The sequence below is a fragment of the Amycolatopsis sp. NPDC028719 genome (genome assembly GCF_055565395.1).
Map to the genome: position 1 here is coordinate 72,431 of NZ_JBVHUL010000005.1, position 24,820 is coordinate 97,250.

Sequence of the window (24,820 nt, forward strand, 5' to 3'; positions counted from 1 at the left end):
TGGCGGAAGTTGTTTTCCGCCACCGTCTTTTCGTTCGGGGGTTCGGGTGCGGTTACCGGCGTTGCTTACGGTCGCGGGTCTCGTGGCAGGCACCGCCGTGTCCGGCGCGCCGGCGGCGTTCGCCCAAGGCCAGTGCGCGAACCCGTCCGGCACCTACACCGGCGAGGTCCCGTGGGGCCAGCGGCTGGTCGACCCGGCGCGGCTCTGGCCGCTGACCCGGGGTGAGGGCCAGCTGGTGGCCGTGCTCGGCACCGGCGTCGACGGGCAGAACACGCAGTTCGCGCCCGGGCAGCTCGAAGGCGGGGCCGGCACCGAACGGTCGGACTGCGACGGCCGCGGCACGATCGCGGCCGGGATCGTCGGTGCGCAGCCGAACGCGTCGACGACGTTCGCCGGCGTCGCGCCCGGCGCCCACCTGCTGCCGATCCGGTACACCGAAGGCTCGGGCTCGTCGGCGTCCGACGGCGGTGGCGATCCGGGCGCGCTGGCCGAGGCTGTCGACACGGCGGTCGACCGGCACGCGAGCGTGATCCTGATCGCGGTGCCCGCGGCGTTCGACAGCCCGGCGTTGTCCGGCGCGGTCGCGCGAGCGCGTTCCCAAGACGTGGTGGTGGTTTCGGCGGCGTCGGCGACCCAGCAGGGCGCGCGGTCGTACCCGACGGCGACGCCCGGAGTGCTGTCCGTCGGGTCGGTGAACCCCGCGGGCGAGCCGGTGCAGACGGAGGCGGGGGACTACGTCGGCGTCGCCGCGCCGGGAGCGGAGCTGGTCAGCACGTCGGCGGGGGCGGGCGGTGCGGTGGCGCACCGCTGGCCGGTGACCGACCCGGGCCTGGCGGCGGCGTACGTCGCCGGCGTCGCGGCGCTGGTCCGGGCGTACCACCCGAACCTGACCGGCGGCCAGGTCGTCACGCGGCTCGAGCTCACGGCGCACCGCGCGGGTTCGGGCGGCCACGACCCGCGGCTGGGCTGGGGAGTGCTGGACGCGTACGCGGCGGTGTCCTCGACGTTGCCGGCCGACGTCCCGCCGCCGGGCGCGGTGCCCGTCTCGGGTTCGGCTCCGGCGGTGGTCCCGGCGGCGGCTCCGACGCCGGCGCCGTCCGACATCGCGGCGGGCACGATCGCCCTGGCCGGCGTGGCTCTCGCGGCGGCCGCCGGAGTGGCGGTGGCGGCGGTCCGCCGGGCCCGGCGCCGCGGCTGGCGCCCCTCCCGCTTCACCCCCTGACCGACCCTCCAGGTACGCGAACCGACCCTCCGGATACGCGAGATGCCCGTTCAAACACGAATGATGCCCGCCCAATCACGCGAGATGCCCCTCTGACCACACGAGTTCCGCGCCCAATCACGCGAGTTACGCGCTCAATCACGCGAGTTCGGTGTACCGGAACGGCGAACTCGCGTACCTGGAGGGTCGGCTCGCGTACCTGGAGGGTCGGTTCGGCGGAACTCGCGTGCTGGAAACCGGGACTCGCGTGATTGGAGGCGGAACTCGCGTGATCAGGGAGCGATCTCGCGTGACTGAAGGGGCATCTCGCGTGACTGGAGGGGCATCTCGCGTGATTGGAGGGGCATCACTCGTGACTGGAGGGGCATCTCGCGTCAGGCGGGGACTGGGCGGGTCGAGCCGATTATCGCCACCGCGTGGCTCGCGCGGGCCACGTGGATGGTGAAGTCCGCGCCGTCGCGGCTGAAGCGGGCGATCAGCTCGCGCGGCGTGCTGCGGTCGTGAGCCTGCCAGCCCTGGCCGGCCAAAGTGGGGAGGACGACCTCGGTCAGGCTGCGCTCCGGGTCGCCCGGGTGCTCCAGGCGGATGCCGTACTGCCAGCACAGGAGCCGGCCGGGCCGGGTGGGGTCGCAGTCCAGCTCGCCGTTCACCGTCTGGTCCGCCGAGTCGCCGAACGCCGCCGCGACGTCGTCGATCACCTCGGTCAGCTCGCCCGCCAGGCGATCCAGCTCCGAAGGCTCCGAAGGCGAAGAAGTCATCGCAGCACACCCCCGTCGTTGAGGAACTCGACGCCGTTCTCAAGGATGCCATGCGGGTCGAAGGTGCCGTCGGCCGTGGTGGGCCCGGAGGTGAGCACGCGGTACATGTTCGTCCACGACTCCGAACCCGGCTTCAGCACGTCACTGTGCGAGGAGAGACCCCACAACTGCGAGCCGTCCGCGTCCCGCCCGGTCTCCAGCTCCGTGACGCCCGGGAACGTGTCCGGGTCCGCGCCGTGCCCGATGCCGGTCCACTCCAGGCCCCACGCGTTGCCCTGGGCGATCTCGATCGGGTCGAGCGGCGCCGTCATCGAGAACCGCTGCACCCCCGCCTGGCTCGGCGGCAGGTCCGCCGGCGACCAGACGCCGTGGCCCATGCCCGCCGACTCGACGTGCAGGACGCGGTCGACGTCGAGGCCCTGCGTTTCGGCCAGCCCGACCGTCGCGCCGCCGTAGCTGTGCCCGATCGCCGTCAGCGTGACGTCGGAGCCCGCGTGGCTCGCGATCTCGCCGCGCAGGTCGTCGGTGAAGTTCTTGAGATCGGGCGCCATCGTCTGCGCGTAGCTCGCGTCCGGGCCCTGGACCACCGGGTTCTGCGGGAACACGCCGTCGGCCCAGACGACCATCGCGGTGCGCCCGGTCGGGTCCGCGGCCACCAGGCTGCGCCCGAGGCCGGCGTAGGCGTCGAAGTTGGACATCTGCGTGTTGACGCCGGGCACGAACAGCCCGACGTTGCGCGTCCCCGGCTCGATGTGCCCGACCAGCTCGGCGATCCGGCCGTTGCCCGACGGGTCGAACTTCAGGATCTGGCGTTCGTTCGCGAGGATGTCTTCGTACAGCTTGATCCGTGACCGCGACCGCGCGATCTCGTCGGCGCCGGTCAGGGCGGCGAGCCGGGTGCGCTCGGCCGTCAAAGCGTCGGCGACCTTCACGCGGTTCTGCTCGATCGCCCGCGCCCACGCGCCGGTGTCGGCCGAACCGCCGATCCCGGCGGGGTTTCCGGCCGACGGCAGGGGATCCTCCGGCAGGAGCGCCCGGTACATCGCGGCGACCTGCGCGTCGGCCCGCCGGTACCCCACGGCCGAGGACGTCAGTCCACTTTGGAGCCTACGGAGAAGCGTCACGTCGGAGCCGAGCTTCGAACCCAGCTCCGTCATCGTCTTCTCGAACGTCTTGGCCGCCGCGGCGGACGCGCTGACGTGGCCGAACGCGGCAGCCGGGACCTTCTCGCCCGCGATCGCCGACTGCGCCGAGGAAAGCGTGTCCGCCCGCGTGCCGAACTCGCCCGCCACGGTGTCGAGGCGGGCCGGGGCGACGCGATAGCCGGCAGCCGTCACGGCCCGCCTCCGTTCTCCGTGAGCCAGAGTGATCGAGAGTGCTTCAGTACGCTTCCGGCTCTTCGCCGATCACGGGGGGCGCGACCGGGGCCGACTGGCCCCAGACGTTCTCCGTCTCCACCAGCCACGCCGGGATCCGGCGCCCGGACCCCATGTCGCCGCCCCCGCCCATGCCCATCGGCATCATGGGCATCATCGGCATCGCGCCCTTGGCCGCCGCCGCGCCCGCGGCTCCGGCCGCGCCGCCGGCGAGCCCGGACAGGGCGTTGCCCGCGCCGCCGTCGCCGGCCAGGCCGGAGTGCGCCGCCGGGGCGTCCGCGCCGCCGCCGCCGATGCCGGCCCCGCCGGGGATGCCGCCGGCGCCACCCAGCGAGGGTGCGTCACCTCCGCCGATCGGGATGCCGCCACCGGCACCGCCCTCGACACCGGCTCCGCCGCCGCCGAGCTTCGTGCCCGGTGCTTCTTCCTTGTTTTCCTTGGGGTCCTTGCCGGTCGCCCACGACGGCACCTTCGGCATGATCGAGCCGAACCGGCCGAACGCGGCGGCCGAAGCCGCGGCGAGCCCGGCGGTGAACATGTCGCCGAACAGCGGGTTCGACGTCGGCACGGTGCCCGGCTGCTGCTGCGGCGTGCCCGTCGAGGGCAGCGGGTGCCCGTCGGTCGGGGTGACGACGACGCCGGGATCGGTGACGCCGTTGCCGACGAGCCCGGGCGAACCCGCGCTCCCGGCGCCGCCACCGCCGGCGGGCGGGGCGGTGGGCGTCTGCACGGCGTTCGGCGAGGCCGGGATCGACTCTTCCGCGACGGAGTACTCGCCGGCCAGCTCGGTCATCACGACGATCGCCTTGCCGTGCGCCGAGCCGGCCGCGTTGGCCGCGGACTGCTGGGCTTCGACGTTCGCGATGGCCTGCTGGCGCTGTTGCGCCGCGGCCTGGGCGACGGCGGGGGAGGAGTCCGGCGGCAGCAGCGGCGGGTTCACCGCGAGCGCGACGTCGGCGGGGGAGACGTCCGGGACCGAAACCGGCGGCGGCATCTCCTTCTTGGCCTTCACCAGCGCGTCGGCGGCGTCGTCGAGCATCACGTTCATCGCTTCGGCGGTCTTCGCCACCTTGGAGATGCCGTTCGCGAGGTCGACGATCATGTGCTGGTACTGGTCGGCGGCGCCGCCGGTCCACTGGTCCTTGAACTCGGTGAGCTCCGAGTTGAGGTTGTGGGCCTGCTCGTGCAGGTGCAGCGCGGCGGACTTCCACTTGTCGGCGGCGTGCCGCGCGCTGTTCGGGTCGCCCGCCTGAAGCATCGCGTACAGCTGCTGGTGGCTGTACGCGGCGAAGTTCGTGTGCGCGGTGTTCTTCGTCATCCCTTGCGGCTCCCGTCCGAGTCACCGAGGCCCAGCAGGCCCAGTACGGGGTCGAGCAGGTTCGTGACCGCGCCCGAGTGGTGGAGGTCCCCGGCGACCGCCTCGTCGGCGTTCTGGTAGCCGTCGGCGACCGTGGTGGTGACGTCCTGCGCGAACCCGATCGCGCTGCGGACCTGGTCGAGCAGGCCCTGCATCTCCGAGACGGCGGCTCGGTGGGCGTCGGCCAGCGACCCGGCCTCGCCGAACTCGCCGAACAGCAGCGGCTCTTCGCCGAGGGTCAGCAGGAAGTCGTTCGGTTTGGCCATCGCGTGGATCTGGGTTTCCAGCTCCCGCACGAAGTCCTTCAGCGATTCCAGGTGGACGTAGTACGACTGGTCGTGCATCGGGTCCCGGCTCTCTCGTCGCACGTAGGAGGGAAAGCCGGTCGGCCGGTGCGAGCGGGGGGTTTCCCGCACCGGCCGACCGACATCTGGGCGCGGTTCAGCCCGCGAACAGCCCCTGGTTGCGGTTCTCCAGCGACTGCTGGAGGTCGTGGGCCTCGCCGACCTTGCCACCGAACTGCGCGATGATGGCGACGATGTCGGCGGTGGCCTGGCGCAGCCGGGTCTCCGACTGGCGAGCGGCGTCACCGGCGGAGCTGCCGGAGGCGTACCAGGTCGCGGTGATGGGCTGGAGGTTCTGGTGCAGCTGCTCCAGCTGCGAGGTGAGCGCCTTGGCCTTGGCGGCCAGGGACGCCGAGCTGTGCTGCAGCGCGGCGAAGTTGATTTCGACGACGTCGGCCATCGGTACGTCCTCTCGGATCAGGGGTTGAGGCGGGGGATCACGCCCGAGCCCTCGAGGGAGTTGCCGACCCCCTGGAAGCTCTGGTGGACGTCGGCGTCGCCGCGGCCGTAGTTCTGGTGGCTGGTGTGGACGAGCTGCGACATGGTGTCGAGCTCCTTCACGGCCACGGTCATCTTCTCCTGGAGCCGGCGCTGCAGGTCCCAGAACGCGACGGCCTGGTCACCCTTGTAGTTGCGGAGCGCCTCGGTCAGCTCGGACTCCAAGCTGGCCATCGTGGACTTGGCGTTCGTCGCGGTTTCCTCGAAACCCTGGACGGCGCGCGTCATGGCAGCGGAATCTGCCTGGAATCCCGGACTGGACATGGACGGGCCACCTCCTTCCTGAAGCGAATACCCCTGGCGCGGTGGTCCGCGCGGTGTGAAAGTCACGCTAGAAAAGAGCCTGGTCCGGTCAAACGGCACAACTGCCGGTCGTACTGACGGCACTTATACCCACAGGGGTCGCCCCGGCCGCCCGTCTGCGGGGGCAGACGGGGAAAAGCGCTGGTCAGGACCATTCTGCCGAAATTCTGAGATCCGCCCGGTAGACCCGGACACCCCGGGCGAAAGGCGGTCGAGATGGTCCACCCGCAGGCACTGCTGGACGAGCTGGGGCGCGCCCCGGAGGTTCCCGCGTTCGACCACGGCTCGCGCGTCACGTCGCGCGGCGAGCTGCGGGAGCTGACCGGCCGGTTCACCGCGGGCCTGCGGGCGGCCGGGCTGGGGCCGGGTGACGGCGTCGGCATCGCCACCGCCGTCACGCCGGAGGGGTTCGCCGCGATCGTCGCCGCGCAGGTGCTCGGCTGCCGGGTCGTCGGGGTGCGGCCGGGCCTGCCGGTGCCGCAGCTGCGCCACGTCGTGAGCGACATCGACGCCCTGGTCGTCGACGCCGCGTCCGAGACCCCGGAGCTGCTCGGCACGGTCGCCGGCCTGCCGATCCTGCGGGTCGGGCCCGAGCTGCTCGCGGCGTACGAAGAGCCGGTGCCGCAAGGACGTCCGGACGACATCGCGACGGTCGTGTACACCAGCGGCAGCACCGGCGTGCCGAAGGGCGTCGCCTACGACTACCGCGCCTTGACCGAAGGCCGGGTGTGGCGGGCGCCGGTGCCCGGCTCGGCCCACGAGCGGTTCGGCGCCGGGTTCGAGCGGTTCCTGCTGTTCGGCACGCTCACCAGCGCGGTGATGCTCGAGCAGCTGGGCGTGTGCCTGCTCGCCGGCGGGACCGCGGTCGTCCCGGAGGAGCTGCCGGACTTCCCGTGGGTGCTGCCGCGGCTGCGGATCACCGCGGCGCTGATGACCGTGCCGCGGCTGCACCAGGTCCTGGACGTGCTGCGCGCCGAGGACGTCGACCTGAGCGGCCTGCGGACGCTGGTCGTGGCCGGCTCGCCCGTGCCGCCGCACAAGCTGGCCGAGGCGGCCGAGCTGATCGGGCCGGCGATGCACCACGCGTACGGGCAGACCGAGACGGGGATGCTGACGATCTGCGGCGCCGGCGAGGGCGCCGGGTCCGTCGGGAAGGCCTGCGACACCGTCGAAATCGAGGTCCGCGACGCCGCGGGCACGCCCCTGCCGGCCGGCTCGGAGGGCGAGGTCTGGGTGCGGACGCCGTCGGCGCTGGCCGGGTACTGGCGCGACGAGGTCACCACCGCGGACGTGCTGCGCGACGGCTGGGTGCGCACGCAGGACCTCGGTTCGCTGGACGCCGCGGGGTACCTGCACCTGTCCGGCCGGGCGCGGGACGTCGTGATCGTCAACGCGGTCATCCACTACACCGGCCCGATCGAGCGGGCGATCGCCGCGCACCCGGACGTGGACCAGGCGTACGTGGTTCCGGTGCCCGACGAGCAGACCGGCGAGGCGGCGCACGCGTTCGTGGTCCCGGTCCCGGGGCGCGAGCCGAACCTCGACGCGGTGCGCAAGGCCGTGGCGGCCGAGCTGGGGGAGGCGGCGGTGCCCGCGCGGTTCAGCTTCGTGGGCGCGGTTCCGATCGCCCCGTCGGGGAAGCCGGACAAGGCGGCGCTGCGGGCGTCCGTCGTGGACTAGAAATGGGTGCGGACCCCGAAGGCCTCGCGGAGGGCGCGCATGTCCGCGAGGTCGTGGTCCGCGGGCGCGTACCCCTGGTGGAAGAAGACCTGCTGGGCCACGGAAACACAGGGCACTTCGACGCCGTCGACGCGGCCGGTGACGAAACAGCTTGCCGGGTAAGGGAAAGTCGCGCCCTCGTCGTCGGCCTGCTGGGTGGCCGAGCCGTCGCCGGCGAAGACGAGCGGGTGCAGGTCGAGTTCGCCCGCGCCGTCGGAAAGCACGAACCGGACCGGGCGGAGGTCGAGGGTTTCGCGGTAGCCGAGGCGGCTCAGCGCCGCGAGCACGGCGGGTTCCTCCTCGAGGCGGTGCAGCAGGTCCAGGTCGCGGTGGTCGCGCGTCCGGCGACCCAGCAGGGCGTCGATGCCCCAGCCGCCGGCCAGCCACACCTCGGCCGGGCGGACCGCGTCGAGCACGCGCAGGACCGTGCCCGCGTCCATCACGTCCCGGCGCGCAGGTCGGTGATCACCTTGGCGACGCGCCGCTGCCGGGTCTCTTCGGTCTTCGCCTGGCCGATCGGGAGCACGAACCGCTGTTTCCCGCTGTAGGACAGGGATTCGAACCGCTCCCGGGCGACCTCGTCGGCCGCGAGCGCCTCCGCCAGGTCCGGCGGGATCTCCAGTTCGCGCGGTGCCGTGTCGAGGGCGACCTCGACGTCGACCTCGTCGCCCGCGGCGACGCCGGCCTTCTCCCGGTTCTCCGCGCTCAGCGGCAGCAGGTACTGCCCGCCGCGGCTCGCGATCGTCGAGCGGTAGGTGTGCCCGCCGAGCGTCACGGTGACCGCGGGCTTCTTGCCGGCGCCGAGTGCTTCGACGACGGCGTCCGGGACCGGCAGCCCGGTCGCGGTCTTGCCGCCGAGCAGGACGGTGGTGCGGAACTCCATGGCGCGAGTATGCCCCGGGAACCGCCGTGCGGGCCTCCCGGGCGGAGAGGCCCGCACGGCGTTCGCCTCAGACGCCGGCGGTCTGCTGGATCCAGGCGCGGCTCGACGCGACGCTCGCGTAGTTCTGCGTGCCCTGCGGGTTCGAACCGGAGTTGCTCCCCGTGGAGCACACCCCGACCTGGACGCCGTTGGCGAGCTGCGGCCCGCCCGAATCACCGTGCCACGCCGCGCCGTTGACCCCCACGCTGGCGATCGCCCGGCCGCCGAACGCGTCCGTGCTGGTGCCGGTGACGCGGACGTTGGCGGTCTTGAGGGTGCTCGACGGCGGGCTGGTGCCCTGCGTGCGGCCCCAGCCGTAGATCTGGTTGGTCGATCCGGTCGGCGGGTTCGCGGTGCCGAGCTTCATGTACGTCGTGTTCACCGCCGTCGTCAGGTGCAGCAGCGCGATGTCGCCGTTGGGCGAGGCCTTCTGCTGGTCGACGTTGGCGTTCGTGCCCTGCTGGAGCGTCACGTTGCCGACCTTGACGTGCATGCCGGGCGAGTTCAGGCAGTGCTGCGCGGTGAGCACCCACTGCGGGGCGATGATCGTCCCCGAGCACTCGAACCCGCCGTAGGTGGTGACGTTGTTCCAGTAGATCTGGGCGCCCCACGGCGCGGAGGAGACGGTGCTCCCGCCGATGATGTCCTGCTGGGCGTCCGCAACCCCCGCTGAGACCAGGCTCAGCGCCGCGGCGGCCGCTCCGACCGCGGCAACAGCCCTCGACATTCGCATGAAAATGCCCTTCGGCCAGGTGATCCGGATGTCCGACCCGAATTCGGGCGACGAGCACAAAGTAAGTTCCGTGGGAGGTTTTTCGGAACCTACCGAAGTCGGTAACTTGCCGACGGTAACCGGTTTCTTCGCTCACCCAGCCGATGGCTAGAGTGCCGGGCGAGGGGGAACGATGTCCGCACCACACCACGATCCTGAGCTGTTCGACGAGCTGATGCGCGAGGAACGGCGCCGACGGCCGGTCAACCGCTACGCGGCCGCGGCGGTCGTCTTCGGCCTGCTGGTCGTCGGCGTGCTCATCTTCCGGGCCCCCACCAGGACGGCGCCCGGCGACCAGCTGCCCGCGGGCGAAGCGCACGGGCTCGACGTCACCGCGGGCCAGTGCTTCTGGTCCCCGACCGGCACCGGCGAGGTCGACGTGCTGCTGACGTCCTGCACCGGCGGCCACACCGCGGAGGCGTTCGCGGTGCTCCCGCTCGCCGACGGGGCGATGTCCGGCGTCGACGAGCCCTACCAGCGAACGCTGGACCGCTGCACCGCCGCCGCCCACCCGATCCCGGGTGCGCGCGTCCAGGTCATGACGCCGAACAGCTGGACCGGCGGCAAGCAGCGGGCGGTCTGCTACTACCGCTTCGCGACCGAAATGACCGCGCCCGCAAGCTGAGCCGCGGCGGAAGGCGAGCTGTGTCGGGAAACCTCGTGCTGCCGGACGGGCGGTGGTGGACCGCCTCCAGCGGCGTCTACCACTGGGTCCTCGACCACCTCGCGGGCGCTGTCACCGATCCGGCGGTCGCGGAAAGCTTCCGGCTGGCCTCGAAGCACGGCTTCCGCACCATCGACCTGGGCGACCTCGCACCGGCCGCGCGCGACGAGGTGCTGGCGCTGCTGCGGGGTCCGCTGCTGCCGGCCGTGGAGGCGCGGTTCCCCGGACCGGACGGCGAGGCCGTGCGCGCGTTCGTCGCCGAGCTGAGGGACCTGGCGCGCCCCTAGGACTCCGCCGGCTTGGTCCACGCCACCTGGACCAACCCCGTGCCGTGCCGCCGCGAGACCAGCGTTCCCCGGCCCGGCGGCTGCGGGGACGGCTTGACGTCCGCCAGCAGCGCGCCTTCGTCCTTCGTGCCCGACATGATCAGACCCGGCGAGCCCAGCTCCCGCAGCCGCTGCAGCACCGGCTCGAACAACGCCCGCCCGGCGCCACCGGATCCTCGCACGATGATCACGTGCAAGCCGATGTCCCGGGCCTGCGGCAAGAACTCGAGCAGCGGCTGCAACGGGTTCCGGCCCACTGTCGCCACCAGCTCGTAGTCGTCCACCAGCACGAACAGCTCCGGCCCGCGCCACCACGAGCGGTTGCGCAGCTGCTCCGGGGTCACCGACGGGCCCGGCAGCCGGTTGCGCATCGCCGTCGCGCACTCGGTGATCAGCTCCGTCAGCTTGCCCTCCGCGCCCGCGTACCCCAGCAGGTGCGGCTCGGACACCGCGCCGAGGAGGCCGCGGCGGTAGTCCGCGACGATGATCGCCGCCTCGTCCGGCGTGTACGCCGACGTGATGCCCTGGGCCAAAGCACGCAGCAGCGAAGACTTGCCCGACTCGACGTCGCCGAAGGCCACGAAGTGCGGGTCCGCCGCGAAGTCCAGGTACACCGGCCGCAACGTCGACTCCGCGATGCCCAGCGTGACCTGCTTGCCGGGGGCCGCGGGCAACCCGTCCAGGGGTACCTCGGGCGGCAGCAGCCGGACCTGCGGCGCGCGCGGTCCCTTCCAGGCCTCCGAAACCCGGCGCACCAGGTCGACACCGCCGGCGCCGACCGTCTCCGGGCGCTGGTCGCCGTCGATGCGGGGGAGTGCCGCGAGGAAGTGCAGCTTCTCCGCCGTGATGCCGCGCCCCGGCCGGTCGGCGGGGACGTTCACCGCGACCTTGCGGTCGATCGAAGAGTCCATCGGGTCGCCCAGGCGCAGCTCGAAGCGCGTGCCGATCGCGTCGCGCAGCTGGGCGCGGACGCCGATCCACTGGTTGAGCGAGACGATCACGTGGATGCCGAACCCGAGCCCGCGCGCGGCCAGCCCGGTGATCTGCTCCTCCAGCTGCTCGTACTCCTGCCGGATCGTGGTCCAGTTGTCCACGAACAGGAACACGTCGCCGAATTCGCGCCCGTCGGTGCTCTCGGTGAACTCCGCGCGGCGCTGGCGGAACGTCGTGATCGACTCGATCCCGTTGGCGGAGAAGAACTCCTCGCGCTGTTCGAGCAACGTCGTCAGCTCGGCGACGACCCGGCGGCAGCGTTGCGCGTCGCGGCGGGTGGCGTAGCCGGACGTGTGCGGCAGCCCCGCGATCGGCGCCAGCGCGCCACCGCCCATGTCGAGCACGAACAGCTGCACCTCGGCCGGGGTGTGCGTCAGCGCGAGCATGCCCGCGATGTCCTTCATCAGCGTCGACTTGCCGCTCTGCGGGGCGCCGACGATCAGCGCGTGCCCGCCCGCGCCGGAGAAGTCGGCCCACAGCATGTCGCGACGCTGTTCGAACGGCTTGTCCACCAGCGCCACCGGGATGGTCAGCTTGCCGTTGCCGCCCCAGCCGAGCGGGCACAGGCCACGCGCGGCGTCCTCGCCCAGCGGCGGCAGCAGCTGCTCCAGCGTCGGCGGCTCGTTCAGCGGCGGCAGCCAGATCTGGTGCGCGGCCGGCCCGCGGCCCTCCAGGCGCGAGAGCATCGCGTGGATGATCGTCTCGCCGGTGCCGTCCGGCGCGGCCGGGGCTTCCGAGATCTCGGTCGTCACCGGAATCTCGACCGGGGCCAGGGAAAACGGCAGGACGCCGAGCTCCTGCCCGTCCTCGCGCACCACCGTGCTGCGCGGCGGCAGCTCCCCGGAGACGTACGCGGCCTTGAGCCGGATCAGCGTTTCGGTGTCGGACTTCAGGTACGCCGACCCCGGCACCGGTGGCAGGTGGTAGGCGTCGGCGACCCCCAGCACGGTCCGGCTTTCCGACGCCGAGAACGTCCGCAGGCCGATCCGGTACGACAGGTGCGAGTCGAGCCCGCGCAGCCGGCCTTCTTCGAGCCGCTGCGACGCCAGCAGCAGGTGGATGCCCAGCGAGCGCCCGAGCCGGCCGATCGCGACGAACAGGTCGATGAACTCCGGCCGCGCGGACAGCAGCTCGCTGAACTCGTCGATGATCACCAGCAGCGACGGCAACGGGTCGAGAGCGACGCCGTCCGCACGCGCCTTCTCGTAGTCGCGCACCGACGCGTAGTTCCCGGCCGCGTGCAGCAGTTCCTGGCGCCGCAGCAGCTCGCCGTTGAGCGCGTCGGCCATGCGGTCGACCAGCGCGAGGTCGTCGGAGAGGTTCGTGATGACGGCGCAGGTGTGCGGCAGATCGGTCATCCCGGCGAAGGTCGCGCCGCCCTTGAAGTCGATCAGCGCGAGGTTCAGCGTCTCCGACGAGTGCATCACCGCCAGCGCCGTCACCAGCGTCCGCAGCAGCTCGCTCTTGCCGGACCCGGTCGCGCCGATGACCAGGCCGTGCGGGCCCATCCCGCCCTCGGCCGACTCCTTGAGGTCCAGCTCGACCGGCCGGCCCTCCGGGTTGACGCCCAGCGGGATCCGCAGCCGGTCGCGCGCCGCGCGCGGCGCCCACGTCACGGTGGTGTCGGTGTCGCGGGGATCGCCGATGCCGAGCAGGCCGGCCAGGCCGAACGTCGACGACATCGGCTTGTCGCCGACGACGGCGGCCGGGGTGTGCAACGGCGTCAGCATGCGGGCCAGCGCCTCCGCGGCGCCGCGGTCCAGGATGTCCGGGCGGCCGAGGAACCCGAGCCGCTGCTCGGTGGCGTCGCCGACGACCATGCCCAGCGAGTCGGGCGTGGTGTGCAGGCTCAGCAGCCGCTCGGTCGAGTACGTCCGCGGGTGTTCCTGCCCGATTTCGATCACGGTGACGCCGAGCCGGCCGTCTTCGCCGATCAGCCGGGGCTCGCCGTGGGCGTTGCCGCCGTCGACGAGGACCACCAGGTGCGGCAGGTCGAGCTCGGCCGCCGCGCGCCGGCTGAACGCCGGGCGTTCGCCGAGGTCCGCGCCGAGCAGCTCGGCCAGGCCGGCCGCCGAGTCGGCGGCCAGGCGCCGGGAGCCGACGGCGTCGGTCGCGCCGGCCGCGGTCGCGTGCGGCAGCCACTTCGCCCATTCCCAGTCGTGCTGCCGGTCCGGCGGCACGCACAGCGCGACCCGCAGGTCCGCCGGGGAGTGGAAGGTGACGAGCTGGCACAGCAGCGACCGCACCAGGCCGAGCACGTCCGGGCGCCGCCCGGCCACGGTGACCGCGGCGAACGACCGCAGCGACAAGGCCACCGGCAGGCCGTCGACCGTCGAGTAGGTGCGGATGAAGTACTTGAGGCTGGTGGAGGACACCGGGTCCAGGTCCTCCAGGGGCACGGTCTGCGGCGCCTTCAGCGGCGTCGCCAGCCGCTGCGGCCCGGTGCCCGCGCGCACCTGCGCGAACTGGCCGTCGGTGCGCCGCCGGTCCCACAGCTTCCCGGTCTCGACGTAGGCCCAGAGGTCGGCGGGGTCGGGCTGGACGGCGATCATCGCGGCGCGCTGGCCGTCGGCGATGTCCCGGACCTGGGCGCGCAGGCCGGAGAGGTAGCGCTGGTAATCACGGCGCTCGTCGTTGATCTGCGCCTTCTTCGCCATGCCCCCGCGGCCCAGGGACATCACGACCATGCCGCCCATGGCGCAGATGAAGAGCGCACCGAAGATGTAGGTCATCACGCCGCCGTCGCGTCCGATGTAGACGAACGACATCGCGCCCATGCCGAGCATCATCGGCAGGAACATCATCAGCTGCACCATCCCGCCGGACGAGCTCTTCGGGAGCATCGGCGGCGACTGCAGCACGATCTCGGTCGGGCGCTCGGGCGAGAGGCTCACAACGTCACCTCGCTGGCGCTCGGTGAACGCATTCGCGAGGGCGCTGTGTTTGATGATTCACTCGCAGGCTCGCTCATGGAGTAAGGCTCCAGCAGATCGGGGTGGCTCTCACCGGTATTTTGGCCACTTGCCGACACGGCGCGGTGGGTACTTTTGCCGTCCGCCCGCTTCCGGGGCCGAACTTACGCTCTGCCGAGCAGCCACCCGCGGAAGGAGAGCCATGGCCGGCGAGTACCGGGCTGAGCCCGAGGCGATGCGCTCGTCCGTCGGCAACGTCGGAGGAATCATCGCCCACGGCATCAACGCCGTGGCCGACCTCGAGCGGCTCGTCGTGCAGCCGATGTCGTTCGCGGGCTTCGGCAGCGCGGTCGCCGCCGCGAACGCCGCCCTGCACTCCAGCCAGGTCACCGCCGTCCGCACGCTCCTGCAGCTGCTGCAGCAGGTCAACGGGCTGGTCAAGGCCAGTGCCGACGCCTACCAGGCGGCGGACCGGGCCGCGGCCGCCGGCTACGGCGGCGGGCACGACGGCTCCACGGCGCCCACGTCGTCCATCTGGGGGAGCTCGCACGCCTCGGAGCTCGCCACCCTCGCGATCAACGACAGCGCGGGCGCCCACGGCGAGCCGTCGTCGGTCGGGAACGTGCTGCGCTACCTGGGGGACGCGCGGCTCGGCCGGCTCGGGGAGCACCCGATCACGGACACGCGCTTCCACGGCGTCGCCGACTTCAACGACTGGCTGGCCGGCGACGCCGACAACCAGGCGCGCATCGGGCTCATCGAGGTCTACGCGGGCACCGCGCGCACCTTCTCCGACGTGCCCGGCGGCGTGCACAGCGGGGACGTCGTGGTCGTCGAGCCGCTGCTGTTCTCCGACCGCCAGCCGGTCATCGGCGTCGCCGGCGACGGCGGCCGCCTCTACAACCACGGGCTCCTCGACGCCCGCATCGGCGGTCTGGCGAAGGTCAGCGTCTACCGGCCCGCCTCCGTCGTCTGATCGTCCTGTCTGGCACTACAGAACCTTGTGAGGTCCGATGCTGACTTTCCCGAACTCCAGCGCGATGGACGCGACCTCGTCCTCGGGCGGGCCGATCACCATCCTGCCGCAGATCGTCACCGGCCAGCCGGAGCAGATCGCGCAGCACGTGGCCGACCTGATCAAGAAGGCCGAGCAGTTCCTGAGCATGTACACCGAGCTCAGCAAGGCCGCCGACCAGCTCGGCAAGATCTGGTCGGGCGCGGCGAGCGAGTCGGCGCTGAAGAAGATCGGCGACTCCCTGAAGCAGCTCGAGACGATCATCGACGTCGTGCAGAAGGGCGCTCAGCTGCTCGGCGTGTCCGGCACGCTGATCAAGACGGCGCAGCAGGCCTACCGCTCGGTGGTGGCCGCGGTGAACCCGACGGTCGCCTCGCTGATGTCGAACCCGTGGACCTACGGCGCGGCGGTCGCTTTGTCGACCGCGACGAGCGCGTCGCTGCGGGCGTTCATCACCTCGATCGGCGCGCTGCTGAAGGCGCTCGGCGCAGGTGACCTCGCCCAGCAGGTCACCCAGCTCGCGCAGGTGATCGGCGCGATCGAGAAGCTCTTCCACCACGACTCCGGCAGCTCGGGCGCGACGACGCCGTCGATCGGGAACACCCCGGTGACGGCGCCCCAGGCCCCGCCGCCGGTGGCGAGCCCGGCCGGGCAGCAGGCAGCGTCGTCAGGAAATCCCACCCCCGGCGGTGAGGGGATCCCGCAGCAGCCTTCGTTCACCGACTACACCCCGCCGGCGCTCGCCACCGGCGGCGGTTCCAGTGCCACCGGCGGGGTCCCGGTGACCGGCAACGGCACGCCGCTGAACCCGTCGAACAGCTGGATCGCCGTGGACCCCGCGCAGCACGGCGCCACGGTGCCGACACAGCCGGCCCCGGTCACCCAGCCCGCCCCGGTCGCCGGCGGTTCAGGTGCGACCGGCGGCGCGAACGAGGTCATCATCCACACCGACCTCACCACCGGTGAGTCCACTGTGGAGGCTCCGGGCGGCCGGGACTTCGACCTCGACATCGACCTGGACTTCGACGGCAAGCACTTCAGCCAGCACGTCGGCTACGACGCGGCCGGGAACTAGCCCATGTGGGGCTCGGGGGTCGTCGACGCGTCGGGGGTGGTCAGCTCCGTGCTGTCCGGCTACCGGCAGGTCCTGGTCGAGTGCCGGAGACGGGTCACCGGTGACCCCGGTGCGCTCAGCGCCGCGTCGCAGCGGGTCGCCACCCAGGCCTCGACGGTCTCGGGCAAGGCCCGCGAAATCGACGAGTCCGCGAAGACCCTGCACGCGGACTGGGACGGCGACGCCTACACGGCGTTCGCGACCGCCGCCGGGAAACTGGGCGAGGAGCTGACGGACGCCGCCACGAAGCTCGACGACCAGGCGAAGCGGCTCTCGACGGCCGCCCAGCTCGTGCAGTCGGCGAAGGCCGCGGTCGACTCGGTCCTCGCGCAGTTCGACCAGTACGCCCAGCAGCTGACCGCGCAGGCGCGCGCGGTGAACTCCGGCTCGGTCGGCGCGTTCATCCAGGCCGCCCGGCAGCTCGGCGAACAGAGCGTCCAGGCCGCCCGCCAGGTCGTCGACGAGTTTTCCGAAGCGCTCGCCGAGCTGTTCCCGCCCGCCGGCACCCAGCGGCTGGAGCACAAGCTGGGCAAGAAGACCGCCGGCCCGCTGGGCTGGCTCAACGGCAGCCCGCTCGACGGGCGCAAGCGGCCGCGGGACGCGCCGTCGTGGTTCAAGAACTCGGGCTGGAAGAAGCTCACCTGGGACGGCCTGGAGGGCACCCGCGCGCCGAAGAAGGCGGACACGCCGTTCGGGCAGCCGAAGCCCGAGGGGCTCAAGGACAAGCTCGGCAACAACACGGAGATCACCTACTACAAGTTCAAGCACGAGCAGGACGGGCTGACCCCGGAGTACGACGGGAAGATCACGTCGAAGGGCTGGGACGTCGGCGCGTCCGGGCACACCGAGCTGGCCGCGGTGAAGGAAGAGCTCGAAACCAAGGGTCACTGGGGCGTCGCCGACGCGCACGCCAAGGGCACGGTGTTCGCCGGCGGCGAGGCGAGCGCGTCCGGCACGATCGGTGCGCACGGCGTGGGCGCGCACGCGAACGTCTTCGCCGGCGGGAAGATCGAGGGCGAGGTCGCCGCGGACGTCGCCGGGATCGGTGTCGGCGCGAACGGCACGCTGCAGTACGGCATCGGCGCGCAGCTCGACGCCCAGGCCGTCTACGACGCCGGGCACCTCAAGGTCAACTTCAAGGCGGGCGCCGCGCTCGGCCTCGGCGCCGGGGTCGGTGCGAAGATCGACATCGACCTGCCGAAGCTCGGCCACACCATCACCGAGTACGGCGGCGCGGCCGCGGACTACGTCGGGACCGCGGCCCACGATGCCGCGGACGCCGTCGGATCCGCTTGGGACGACGCCGTTTCCTCCGTGGGGCTGTGATGACCCTTCCCCTGGACTTCGTCATCCCGGACGGCTGGACGGCCGTCGCCCCGGGTGACTCGGGTGCGGTGTTCGTCGCCGTGCACGACGCTTCGCCGGGCGAGTTCGTGCCGAACATCACGGTCAGCGTCCAGCAGCGGCCGGACGAGGCGTCGATCGACGCCATCGCCACCGAAGCCGTCGAACGCCTTTCGCTGACGCTGGCCGGGCTCGAAGTGCTGAGCCGCCGCGACGTCGGCGCCCCGGCCGCGCCCGGCGTCATGCAGCTGCTGCGCCTGCGCACCGGCGAAGGCGAAGAGCTGATCCAGACCCAGGTGCACCTGACGGTTCCCGGCGCGGTGCCGGCGGACCGGCTGGTGCTCGAGCTCGCCTGCACGGCCGCGCCCGCGACCGCGCGGCGGCTTTCACCCGGTTTCCAGCGGTTCGTGGGCAGTGTCCGCGTCCGCCAGCACGAAGGGATGCAACAGTGACCGATCCGTACGCGGTGCCGGACATGGACGAACTGCTCGCGCAGGTGCGCAAGCAGACCGAAGAGGTCCAGCGGATCCAGCGCACGGTCGAGGCGATGGAGGTCAAGGCGCACTCGCGGCAGAACGAGGTCACCGTCACCCTCCGCGGCGACGGGCGCTTCACCTCGATCGACATCGACCCCCGCGCGATCCGCGAGTACGACGCCCGCAACCTCTCGGAGATCGTCCTCGAGGCGGTGAACGCGGGGCTCTCGAAGCTCGCGGAGGCGTCGAACGCGAAGTTCGCCCCGGTGATCTCGGCCGCGAAGAACGTCGGATGACCGCCGACGTATTTCCTCCCGCGGAGGCGGCATGAGCACCGCTTCTCTGACAGGCACGACGCGGCGGGTCACGGTGGTCACGCCGAGGGCCCGGGTGGACGTCGCGCTGCCGCAGCAGTCGACGTTCGCCGAGCTGGTGCCGCAGCTGGTGCGGCTGGCCGGAGCGTCCGGGCAGGCGTCGGCCGAGCATCCGGGCTGGGTGCTCTCCCGGCTCGGCGGCGCGCCCCTGGCCTTGGGCCTGAGCGTCGCGGCCGCCCAGATCCGGGACGGCGAAGTGCTCCACCTGACCCCGCGGGAACGCCCGCGGGGTCCGTTGCTGTTCGACGACGTCGTCGATTCGATCGCCAGCGTCGCCGATTCCTCCGGTGGGTGGGGGCCGTCGGTCGCGCGGCGGTCCGGTCTGGTGGCCGCGGTGGTGCTGCTGCTGGCCGGCGGGCTGCTGGTGCAGGCGGCGGCGTCCGGCAGCGTCCTGGCGCCGATCGGGACGGGGCTGCTGGCCCTGGTGCTGCTCCTGGGCGGCGGCGCGCTGAGCCGCGCGTACGGCGACGCCGAGGCGGGCGCGGCCGGAGCGGTGGCCGGCGTCGGCGTCGCGCTGCTGGCCGGGATGTCCATCCTGGCACCGCATCCGCTGTTCTCGCTGTCGGCGGGACCACTGGCGGCGGGACTGGCGGCGGTGACGGTGTACGGCGTGCTGGCGGCGGTTTCGGTGGCCGACCGCCTGCCGTGGTTCGTGGCGATCACGAGCGCGGCGGGCTTCGGCGCGGTGACGACGGGCGTGGTGCTGCTGGCCGGCGTCTCTTCCCTGTCGGCGGCGTCGGTGGTGGCGGTGTTGTGCACGGCGCTGGCGGCGGTGGCCCCGATGCTGTCGCTGCGCCTGGCCCGGCTGCCGCTGCCCCGGGTGCCGGACGACATGGAGGCGTTCCGCGCGGACGAACAGCCGTCGCTGGGCACGGAGATGATCGGCCGGACGTCCCGGGCGCAGGCCGTGCTGACCGGGTTGCTGGTGGGCCTGGGCCTGGTGGTGCTGGCCGCTTCGGTCGTGCTTTCCACGGGCGGGCCGTGGGAAGCCGGCCTGGCGGCGCTGCTCGGTGTGGCGTGGATCCTGCGGTCCCGGTCGTACGCGGGCCGCGTCCAGCGCCTGGTCCTGATCGGCTTCGGCGTGCTTTCCCTGGTGTGCGCCGGGGTGTGGCTGGTGGCGTCGGGCAACCGGACGGTGGTGTTCGCGGCGGGCTGCGCGGTCGTGTCGGCGGCGGTGGTGTGCCTGGTGTACGCGACGCGGGTCGCGCGCGGGCTGCGTTCGCCTTACTGGTCGAGGCTTTTGGACGTCTCGGAGTTCCTGGTGCTGCTTTCGCTGGTGCCTTTCGTCGGCATGATCGCGGGGGTTTACGAAGCCGTCCGTGGCTGAGCTTTCCCCAAGTCCGTGAATGTCGCATTGAGGGACTTCAAGTCCCTCAATGCGACATTCACGGACCTCAGCTGTCCAAGGCGAGGGGGAGGGTCTGCCGCACCGCGGCACCGTGCCGCCCGTGCAGCGGAACCGCCCCACCCGGGGCCGGCACCGGAGCACCCGGCCGAGCCCCCACCCGCACCGTCACCTCGGCCTTCTCCCGCCCACCCGCGGTCCGCGTCAGCGTGTACGACGTCGCCGTGAAAGCCGCTCCCGGCACCGCGAAATCCACCGTCCGGGCCGACCGCGGGCGGAAGCACATCTGGGCCGCGTCGCCCCACGTCCACGACTTCCAGCGGTCCGGCGGGGTGGACGCGGGCCCCTGGACGCCCAACGCGACCCGAAGCTCCTTCGCCAGTTCCCCGGCCTCCAGCACCGTGCTCTGGTACCCGGCTTCGGCCAGCGCGCCCATCAGGCTCAGCGCCGCCGACGCCGTGCTCCGCAACGCCCCGAGGTCGCCGCCGCCCCGGGCCAGTGCCGCGATCGGCGCGAGGTCCGGCCGGTAGCGGACCGCCAGCCAGCGGACCCGCAGCACCTGGTCGCCGCGGGGGATCGCCCACGTCAGCAGCTGCGCCGACGCGAGGGGGACGTCGGTCCGCCGGTAGGCCGAGCGCACCGCCTCCACCAGCGGGCCCGGCGCCGACGGACCCTGCGTCAGCCGCACCAGCGCGCTCCACCCGCCGTCGACCTCGGCGACGCCGAAGCGGTTGCCCGCGCGGTCGACGTGCTGGCGCACCTTCACCGTCCCGGCCACGCTCAGCAGCGGGTCGGGGCTGTCGCGGCGCGTGTCGTGCCGCCGCAGCCGGAACGCCGTCCAGGTCAGGGCCCAGCCCGCCAGGTGCCGCCCGGCGAAGCGCGCGGATGTCAGCAGCACCACGAGCCCGGCCGCCACGCTGACCCCGATCCGCACCGGCTGAGAGACGGTGTCGACCATCCACGCGAGCAGGACGGCGATCGCCGCCACTTCCCACAGCGCGGCCTGCAGCGGCCGGATCGGCAGCAGCCAGGGCAGCGGCGTGGACGCGGGCCGCGGCGGTGCCGGGCGCACGGCGCCGGCGGTTTCGACGGACACGGGCTCCCCTTTCCCCGGGTCTGCGACGCTACTGCTTACCCGGATAGCGCGTGGGCGTAAAAATTACCCTCGCCGCCCCCGCGGGCGCGCCCCTAGCATCGGGCACTCGGGAGGAAGACGCACACAGCCGGGGGCACAGCGCGTGTGGACGCAGCGGGACCAGATCCAGGCGTACCAGTTCCTCCGCCGCAGGCTCGTTTCCGCCCTCGTCGCGGCCGACGCCAACCACCCCGTCTCGCCCAGCCGCCGGCTCGTGCTCGGCACCGTGCTGGGACTCGTGGCCGCGCTGCTCGTCACCGCCGTCTTCGGGATCATCGGCCTGCTCAGCCCGTCCGGCGGCAAAGACTGGCTGGCCGGCGGCAAGGTGATCGTCGAGGAGGGCACCGGCGCCCGGTTCGTGCTCGGTGCCGACGGCGTCCTGCACCCGGTCCTCAACTACGCCTCCGCGCGGCTGCTGGCCGGCGGCGCCGGTGACGCGACCGTGTCCGTCTCCTCGGAAAACCTCGGCAAGGCCGGCCGCGGCACCCCGATCGGCATCCCGGGCGCGCCCGACTCGGTGCCCGCCGCCGGCGCGCTCGTCACGACGCCGTGGACGACCTGCAGCCGCACGACCCAGGACGCGCCCGCGTCGGCCGAGCCGCGCACCGCCGTCCTGCTCGCCGCGCCCGCGTCCGGCGTCGAGCTGCCGCGCGACCAGGGCGTGATCGTGCGGCTGCCCGGGGACGACCGGTTCCTGCTCACCGGCGGCCGCCGCTACAAGCTCTCCGACGAGGCCGCGACCGCGCTGCAGTTCGACAGCTACCCGACGATCGCGGTGTCCGCGCGGTGGATCGACACCGTCCCGGCCGGGCGGGACCTGACCGCGCTGCCGGTCGACGGCGCCGGTGACCGCGGCCCCACGGTGGGCGGCCGCGACACCCGGGTCGGCGAGGTCCTCGCCGTCGTGGACGCGATGGCCGCGCCCGGCTCCGCGACGTCGTACTACCTTGTGCGCCGGGACGGGCTCGAGCCGGTCGGGCAGACCGAGGCGAGCCTTCTGGTCACCACCGAGGCCAACGCCGCCGCGTATGAGGGGACGCCGAAGCCGGTCGACGTCCGCGCGGCCGACGTCGCCGCCGCGCCGAAGGTCGCCGCGCCCCGCGCCGGCGGTGCCGACCCCGCGGCGTTCCCCGACCGCATCCCGGGCAAGGCACCGATCACCGGCAACTCCGTCGCGTTGTGCATCCAGGGCAGCCGGTTGCTCGTTTCGGCCGAATTTCCGCTTTCCCCTGGCGCCAAAGCAATCCAGGTCACCACGAGAACCGAAGCACGGGTGGCGGACGAGGTGTGGGTACCTCCGTCGGGGGGAGCCGTCGTCGTCGAATCCGGCTCGGCCACCACGTACCTGGTGACCGATACGGGCCGGAAGTACCCGGTGGTGAACGCGCAGGCATTGGCCTCGCTCGGCTACGGAAGCGTGGCGAAATCACCGGTCACAGGTAGTTTGCTGGCATTGGTGCCGATGGGCCCCGCGCTGGACCCGGCCACGGCCGGACGGCCGGCCCCGTCGGGTGGAACGGGGTGAAAGTCGTGCACATGACAGAAGAGCGCTCGGCCGACGACGATCTGGACCGGGGCCGGGTCCGGGTCGCGGTCATCGAGGACCACCCGCTGTACCGCGTGTCGGTGGAGCGGGTGCTGGCCGAAGCCGAATTCATCGAGCTCGGGGCGGTGGTCGACTCGGTGGCGCGGTTCCACGTCCACCGGCAGCCACCGGGCAGCGTGGTGCTGCTGGACCTCGGCCTCCCGGGCGTCGCCGGGGCGGCGGCGGTCCTGGAGGTCTGCGAACTCGGGCACCACGTGCTCGTGGTCTCCGCGCAGGCGGAGCCCGAAGTCGTGCTGGGGGCGATCGCCGCGGGAGCGCGCGGCTTCCTCTCCAAGGACGTCGACGCGGACGAGTTGCTGATCGCGATCAAGACGGTGGCCGGCGGCGGGGCGTACGTCTCCGCGGTGGTCGCCGGGATGATCATGAAGGACAACGCGGACCGGCCGGCGGTCTCGGCCGACGTCGAGCTGTCGCCGCGCGAGGAACAGGTGCTGCGGCTGGTGGCGGCGGGGGAGCGCGACGTCGACATCGCGCTGATCCTCGGCATCGGCGTCCGGACCGTGCGGGGCTACCTGGACCGCATCCGCGACAAGACCGGCGAACGCCGCCGGCCGGGCCTGGTCAAGGAAGCCATCCGGCGGGGCCTGATCGGCGGCTCCGGCCCGCGGCGCGGCGGCCGCAAATGAGCGACGACGAGCAGGCGGCGGCCAAGGCGCCCCGGCGGATCCACGTCGGGGTCATCGAGGACCACCCGCTCTACCGGTACGCGCTCACCCGCGTGCTCACCGAGGCGCCGGACATCGAGCTCGGCGCGGTCGCCGACTCGGTGGCCCGGTTCGCGGTCCAGGACCAGCCGGCGGGCAGCGTCGTGGTCCTCGACCTGAAGCTCCGGGGCGTCCAGGACGCGGCCGCGGTCCTGGAAGTGGGGCAGATGGGGCACAAGGTGCTGGTGGTGTCCGCGCACGCGGAACAGCCGGAGGTGCTCGGGGCGATGCAGGCGGGCGCGAAGGGTTTCCTGTCGAAGGACGTCGACGGCGACGAGCTCCTGCGCGCGATCCGCACGATCGCCGACGACAACGCGTACGTCTCGCCGACGCTGGCCGGGATGATCATCCAGGACAGCGAAGAGCGGCACGCGGGCCCGAAGATCGTGCTGTCGGAGCGCGAGAAGCAGGTGCTCCGACTGGTGGCGGCGGGGGAGCGCGACGTCGACGTGGCGGAGATCCTCAACATCAGCGTCCGGACGGTCCGGTCGTACCTCGACCGGATCCGCGACAAGACGGGCGAACGCCGCCGCGCGGGCTTCGTCCGGGTCGCGATCCGCGAAGGCCTGCTCCGCTAAGGCGCCACTTTCTCCAGGAAAGATGCGTCCGAGGGGGCCCCAGACGCATCTTTCCTAGGGAAAGCTCGACTTTGAAACGCAAAGCCGCACTTTCACGTGAAAGTGCGGCTAGAGGCGGCGGTTGGCCAGGGCTCCGGTTGCCGTGCGGGCCTGGGCCGGCAGCGCCGGGTCGACGTCCACCAGGAGCGTCTCCGGCCCCGCCCCCGCGGCGGCGTGCACTCGGCCGAAGCCGTCGGCGGCCAGCGAGTACCCGATGCCCGTCGGCGCCTTCGGGTTCACCGTGAGGCCCGTCGCCGCCGGGTCGGCCTGGCCGCAGGCCAGCACCCAGCAGCCCGAGTCCAGCGCCCGCGCGCGCACCAGCACCTCCCACTGCTCGCGCTTGCCCTCGCCGGCGCCCCAGGATGCCGGCAGCAGCACGACGTCGGCGCCGTCGTCGGCCAGGGCCCGGAACAGCTCCGGGAACCGCACGTCGTAGCACGTCGCGACGCCGTAGACGACGCCCTCGAACTCGAAGGTCACCGGGGCCGTGCCCGGCGCGACCGTGTCGGACTCGGCGAAGCCGAACGCGTCGTAGAGGTGGATCTTGTCGTAGCCGCGGTGCTGCCCGCCGCCGGTGACCAGCAGGGTGTTGCGCACGCGGCCCTCGTCCGCCGGGGTGAACATCCCGGCGACGACCACCACGTCGTGCTCCGCGGCCACCGAAGCGACCGCCGTCGCCCAGGGCCCGTCCAGCTCCTCGGCCACCGGCTCCAGCGGGCGCCCGAAGCGGGCCATCGCCGCTTCGGGGAACACGACGATCCGCGCGCCGTCCGCCACCGCGGCCTCCACCCCGGAGCGAATCAGCTTCAGGTTCGCCTCCGGGTCGTCACCCGAGTTGACCTGGCACAACGCGATTCGCGTCACCGTTGCCTCCTGCATGCTGGGATCCGCCGTCACCGGGGAGTATCGCCGACGAGTGTCCCA

25 protein-coding genes are annotated in these 24,820 nt (G+C 72.6%); 13 read left to right on the forward strand and 12 right to left on the reverse strand.

All coding sequences use genetic code 11. The annotated features are described in order from the left end of the window. The first annotated feature begins 61 nt into the window (after positions 1 to 61). Positions 62 to 1,222, forward strand: a complete 1,161-nt coding sequence (locus ACZ4TR_RS23595) for a S8 family serine peptidase (RefSeq protein WP_465289040.1) — start codon at positions 62 to 64, stop codon at positions 1,220 to 1,222. 374 nt (positions 1,223 to 1,596) lie between these two features. On the opposite strand, the gene ACZ4TR_RS23600 is transcribed toward ACZ4TR_RS23595, so the two are convergent. From ACZ4TR_RS23600 to ACZ4TR_RS23625, 6 genes are all read right to left on the reverse strand, one after another. Further along, positions 1,597 to 1,980, reverse strand: coding sequence for a hypothetical protein (locus ACZ4TR_RS23600; RefSeq protein WP_465289041.1), 384 nt, complete (start codon positions 1,978 to 1,980; stop codon positions 1,597 to 1,599). Further along, entirely contained in the window at positions 1,977 to 3,317 is a 1,341-nt protein-coding gene (locus ACZ4TR_RS23605) for an alpha/beta hydrolase (RefSeq protein WP_465289042.1), read from the reverse strand. The genes ACZ4TR_RS23600 and ACZ4TR_RS23605 overlap by 4 nt, the downstream gene beginning before the upstream one ends. Before the next feature lie 43 nt (positions 3,318 to 3,360). Then, positions 3,361 to 4,674, reverse strand: a complete 1,314-nt coding sequence (locus ACZ4TR_RS23610; protein WP_465289043.1) for a WXG100 family type VII secretion target — start codon at positions 4,672 to 4,674, stop codon at positions 3,361 to 3,363. After that, positions 4,671 to 5,057 (reverse strand): hypothetical protein, encoded by a 387-nt coding sequence (locus ACZ4TR_RS23615; protein ID WP_155541945.1) that lies wholly within the window; start codon positions 5,055 to 5,057, stop codon positions 4,671 to 4,673. Before ACZ4TR_RS23615 ends, ACZ4TR_RS23610 begins: the two co-directional genes overlap by 4 nt. Before the next feature lie 97 nt (positions 5,058 to 5,154). Further along, entirely contained in the window at positions 5,155 to 5,457 is a 303-nt protein-coding gene (locus tag ACZ4TR_RS23620; RefSeq protein WP_020644701.1) for a hypothetical protein, read from the reverse strand. 17 nt (positions 5,458 to 5,474) lie between these two features. Then, entirely contained in the window at positions 5,475 to 5,819 is a 345-nt protein-coding gene (locus ACZ4TR_RS23625; protein ID WP_086856673.1) for a WXG100 family type VII secretion target, read from the reverse strand. A gap of 255 nt (positions 5,820 to 6,074) precedes the next feature. Between ACZ4TR_RS23625 and ACZ4TR_RS23630 the strand changes: the two genes are divergently transcribed. Further along, a complete protein-coding gene (locus tag ACZ4TR_RS23630; protein ID WP_465289044.1) occupies positions 6,075 to 7,538 on the forward strand; it encodes a class I adenylate-forming enzyme family protein in 1,464 nt (487 codons plus the stop codon). On the opposite strand, the gene ACZ4TR_RS23635 is transcribed toward ACZ4TR_RS23630, so the two are convergent. From ACZ4TR_RS23635 to ACZ4TR_RS23645, 3 genes are all read right to left on the reverse strand, one after another. Further along, the gene (locus ACZ4TR_RS23635; RefSeq protein ID WP_465289045.1) at positions 7,535 to 8,017 is read right to left on the reverse strand and encodes a nucleotidyltransferase domain-containing protein; all 483 of its coding nucleotides are present in this window, start codon (positions 8,015 to 8,017) and stop codon (positions 7,535 to 7,537) included. The genes ACZ4TR_RS23630 and ACZ4TR_RS23635 overlap by 4 nt on opposite strands. Then, the gene (locus ACZ4TR_RS23640) at positions 8,017 to 8,460 is read right to left on the reverse strand and encodes a YdeI/OmpD-associated family protein (RefSeq protein ID WP_465289046.1); all 444 of its coding nucleotides are present in this window, start codon (positions 8,458 to 8,460) and stop codon (positions 8,017 to 8,019) included. Before ACZ4TR_RS23640 ends, ACZ4TR_RS23635 begins: the two co-directional genes overlap by 1 nt. A gap of 67 nt (positions 8,461 to 8,527) precedes the next feature. After that, entirely contained in the window at positions 8,528 to 9,232 is a 705-nt protein-coding gene (locus tag ACZ4TR_RS23645; RefSeq protein ID WP_465289047.1) for a S1 family peptidase, read from the reverse strand. Between the two features lie 172 nt (positions 9,233 to 9,404). Here ACZ4TR_RS23645 and ACZ4TR_RS23650 point away from each other — a divergent pair, with 172 nt between their 5' ends. Both ACZ4TR_RS23650 and ACZ4TR_RS23655 read left to right on the forward strand, forming a co-directional pair. Beyond that, on the forward strand, positions 9,405 to 9,896 hold the full coding sequence (locus tag ACZ4TR_RS23650; RefSeq protein ID WP_465289048.1) for a hypothetical protein: 492 nt from the start codon (positions 9,405 to 9,407) through the stop codon (positions 9,894 to 9,896). Between the two features lie 20 nt (positions 9,897 to 9,916). Then, positions 9,917 to 10,222 carry a hypothetical protein gene (locus ACZ4TR_RS23655; RefSeq protein ID WP_465289049.1) on the forward strand — a complete coding sequence of 102 codons (306 nt, stop codon included), beginning with the start codon at positions 9,917 to 9,919 and terminating at the stop codon, positions 10,220 to 10,222. On the opposite strand, the gene eccCa is transcribed toward ACZ4TR_RS23655, so the two are convergent. Beyond that, positions 10,219 to 14,148, reverse strand: a complete 3,930-nt coding sequence (gene eccCa, locus ACZ4TR_RS23660; RefSeq protein ID WP_465289050.1) for a type VII secretion protein EccCa — start codon at positions 14,146 to 14,148, stop codon at positions 10,219 to 10,221. The two genes, ACZ4TR_RS23655 and eccCa, sit on opposite strands and share 4 nt — an antisense overlap. Positions 14,149 to 14,368: 220 nt before the next feature. Here eccCa and ACZ4TR_RS23665 point away from each other — a divergent pair, with 220 nt between their 5' ends. The 6 genes from ACZ4TR_RS23665 to eccD are packed head-to-tail and all read left to right on the forward strand — an operon-like array spanning position 14,369 to position 19,816. After that, entirely contained in the window at positions 14,369 to 15,142 is a 774-nt protein-coding gene (locus ACZ4TR_RS23665) for a WXG100 family type VII secretion target (RefSeq protein WP_364521038.1), read from the forward strand. A gap of 37 nt (positions 15,143 to 15,179) precedes the next feature. After that, on the forward strand, positions 15,180 to 16,256 hold the full coding sequence (locus ACZ4TR_RS23670) for a WXG100 family type VII secretion target (protein WP_465289051.1): 1,077 nt from the start codon (positions 15,180 to 15,182) through the stop codon (positions 16,254 to 16,256). A gap of 3 nt (positions 16,257 to 16,259) precedes the next feature. Then, positions 16,260 to 17,621 carry a WXG100 family type VII secretion target gene (locus ACZ4TR_RS23675; RefSeq protein WP_465289052.1) on the forward strand — a complete coding sequence of 454 codons (1,362 nt, stop codon included), beginning with the start codon at positions 16,260 to 16,262 and terminating at the stop codon, positions 17,619 to 17,621. Further along, on the forward strand, positions 17,621 to 18,091 hold the full coding sequence (locus ACZ4TR_RS23680; protein ID WP_465289053.1) for a hypothetical protein: 471 nt from the start codon (positions 17,621 to 17,623) through the stop codon (positions 18,089 to 18,091). The genes ACZ4TR_RS23675 and ACZ4TR_RS23680 overlap by 1 nt, the downstream gene beginning before the upstream one ends. Next, positions 18,088 to 18,411: a YbaB/EbfC family nucleoid-associated protein gene (locus tag ACZ4TR_RS23685; protein ID WP_465289054.1), complete on the forward strand. Its 324-nt coding sequence runs from the start codon at positions 18,088 to 18,090 to the stop codon at positions 18,409 to 18,411. Before ACZ4TR_RS23680 ends, ACZ4TR_RS23685 begins: the two co-directional genes overlap by 4 nt. Before the next feature lie 31 nt (positions 18,412 to 18,442). After that, positions 18,443 to 19,816 carry a type VII secretion integral membrane protein EccD gene (gene eccD / locus ACZ4TR_RS23690; RefSeq protein ID WP_465289055.1) on the forward strand — a complete coding sequence of 458 codons (1,374 nt, stop codon included), beginning with the start codon at positions 18,443 to 18,445 and terminating at the stop codon, positions 19,814 to 19,816. 67 nt (positions 19,817 to 19,883) lie between these two features. Here eccD and ACZ4TR_RS23695 read toward each other — a convergent pair whose 3' ends face one another. Beyond that, positions 19,884 to 20,930 (reverse strand): type VII secretion protein EccE, encoded by a 1,047-nt coding sequence (locus tag ACZ4TR_RS23695; RefSeq protein ID WP_465289056.1) that lies wholly within the window; start codon positions 20,928 to 20,930, stop codon positions 19,884 to 19,886. A 142-nt stretch (positions 20,931 to 21,072) separates the two neighbouring features. Between ACZ4TR_RS23695 and eccB the strand changes: the two genes are divergently transcribed. The 3 genes from eccB to ACZ4TR_RS23710 are packed head-to-tail and all read left to right on the forward strand — an operon-like array spanning position 21,073 to position 23,857. Then, the gene (gene eccB, locus ACZ4TR_RS23700; protein WP_465289057.1) at positions 21,073 to 22,494 is read left to right on the forward strand and encodes a type VII secretion protein EccB; all 1,422 of its coding nucleotides are present in this window, start codon (positions 21,073 to 21,075) and stop codon (positions 22,492 to 22,494) included. Positions 22,495 to 22,505: 11 nt separating this feature from the next. Further along, positions 22,506 to 23,201, forward strand: coding sequence for a response regulator (locus ACZ4TR_RS23705; RefSeq protein ID WP_465289058.1), 696 nt, complete (start codon positions 22,506 to 22,508; stop codon positions 23,199 to 23,201). Further along, the gene (locus ACZ4TR_RS23710; protein ID WP_465289059.1) at positions 23,198 to 23,857 is read left to right on the forward strand and encodes a response regulator; all 660 of its coding nucleotides are present in this window, start codon (positions 23,198 to 23,200) and stop codon (positions 23,855 to 23,857) included. Before ACZ4TR_RS23705 ends, ACZ4TR_RS23710 begins: the two co-directional genes overlap by 4 nt. A gap of 108 nt (positions 23,858 to 23,965) precedes the next feature. Here the strand turns inward: ACZ4TR_RS23710 and ACZ4TR_RS23715 are convergent, their stop codons facing one another. After that, positions 23,966 to 24,760, reverse strand: coding sequence for a carbon-nitrogen hydrolase family protein (locus ACZ4TR_RS23715; RefSeq protein WP_465289060.1), 795 nt, complete (start codon positions 24,758 to 24,760; stop codon positions 23,966 to 23,968). Positions 24,761 to 24,820 lie beyond the last annotated feature (60 nt).

Coding starts and splice junctions, on each gene's coding strand:
- ACZ4TR_RS23615 (WP_155541945.1), bottom strand. CDS start 5,057: ATGCACGACCAGTCGTACTACGTCCACCTGGAATCGCTGAAGGACTTC.
- ACZ4TR_RS23625 (WP_086856673.1), bottom strand. CDS start 5,819: ATGTCCAGTCCGGGATTCCAGGCAGATTCCGCTGCCATGACGCGCGCC.
- ACZ4TR_RS23680 (WP_465289053.1), top strand. CDS start 17,621: ATGACCCTTCCCCTGGACTTCGTCATCCCGGACGGCTGGACGGCCGTC.
- ACZ4TR_RS23635 (WP_465289045.1), bottom strand. CDS start 8,017: ATGGACGCGGGCACGGTCCTGCGCGTGCTCGACGCGGTCCGCCCGGCC.
- ACZ4TR_RS23620 (WP_020644701.1), bottom strand. CDS start 5,457: ATGGCCGACGTCGTCGAAATCAACTTCGCCGCGCTGCAGCACAGCTCG.
- ACZ4TR_RS23705 (WP_465289058.1), top strand. CDS start 22,506: ATGACAGAAGAGCGCTCGGCCGACGACGATCTGGACCGGGGCCGGGTC.
- ACZ4TR_RS23675 (WP_465289052.1), top strand. CDS start 16,260: ATGTGGGGCTCGGGGGTCGTCGACGCGTCGGGGGTGGTCAGCTCCGTG.
- ACZ4TR_RS23670 (WP_465289051.1), top strand. CDS start 15,180: ATGCTGACTTTCCCGAACTCCAGCGCGATGGACGCGACCTCGTCCTCG.
- ACZ4TR_RS23710 (WP_465289059.1), top strand. CDS start 23,198: ATGAGCGACGACGAGCAGGCGGCGGCCAAGGCGCCCCGGCGGATCCAC.
- ACZ4TR_RS23650 (WP_465289048.1), top strand. CDS start 9,405: ATGTCCGCACCACACCACGATCCTGAGCTGTTCGACGAGCTGATGCGC.
- ACZ4TR_RS23600 (WP_465289041.1), bottom strand. CDS start 1,980: ATGACTTCTTCGCCTTCGGAGCCTTCGGAGCTGGATCGCCTGGCGGGC.
- ACZ4TR_RS23665 (WP_364521038.1), top strand. CDS start 14,369: ATGGCCGGCGAGTACCGGGCTGAGCCCGAGGCGATGCGCTCGTCCGTC.
- ACZ4TR_RS23645 (WP_465289047.1), bottom strand. CDS start 9,232: ATGCGAATGTCGAGGGCTGTTGCCGCGGTCGGAGCGGCCGCCGCGGCG.
- ACZ4TR_RS23610 (WP_465289043.1), bottom strand. CDS start 4,674: ATGACGAAGAACACCGCGCACACGAACTTCGCCGCGTACAGCCACCAG.
- ACZ4TR_RS23640 (WP_465289046.1), bottom strand. CDS start 8,460: ATGGAGTTCCGCACCACCGTCCTGCTCGGCGGCAAGACCGCGACCGGG.
- ACZ4TR_RS23630 (WP_465289044.1), top strand. CDS start 6,075: ATGGTCCACCCGCAGGCACTGCTGGACGAGCTGGGGCGCGCCCCGGAG.
- eccD (WP_465289055.1), top strand. CDS start 18,443: ATGAGCACCGCTTCTCTGACAGGCACGACGCGGCGGGTCACGGTGGTC.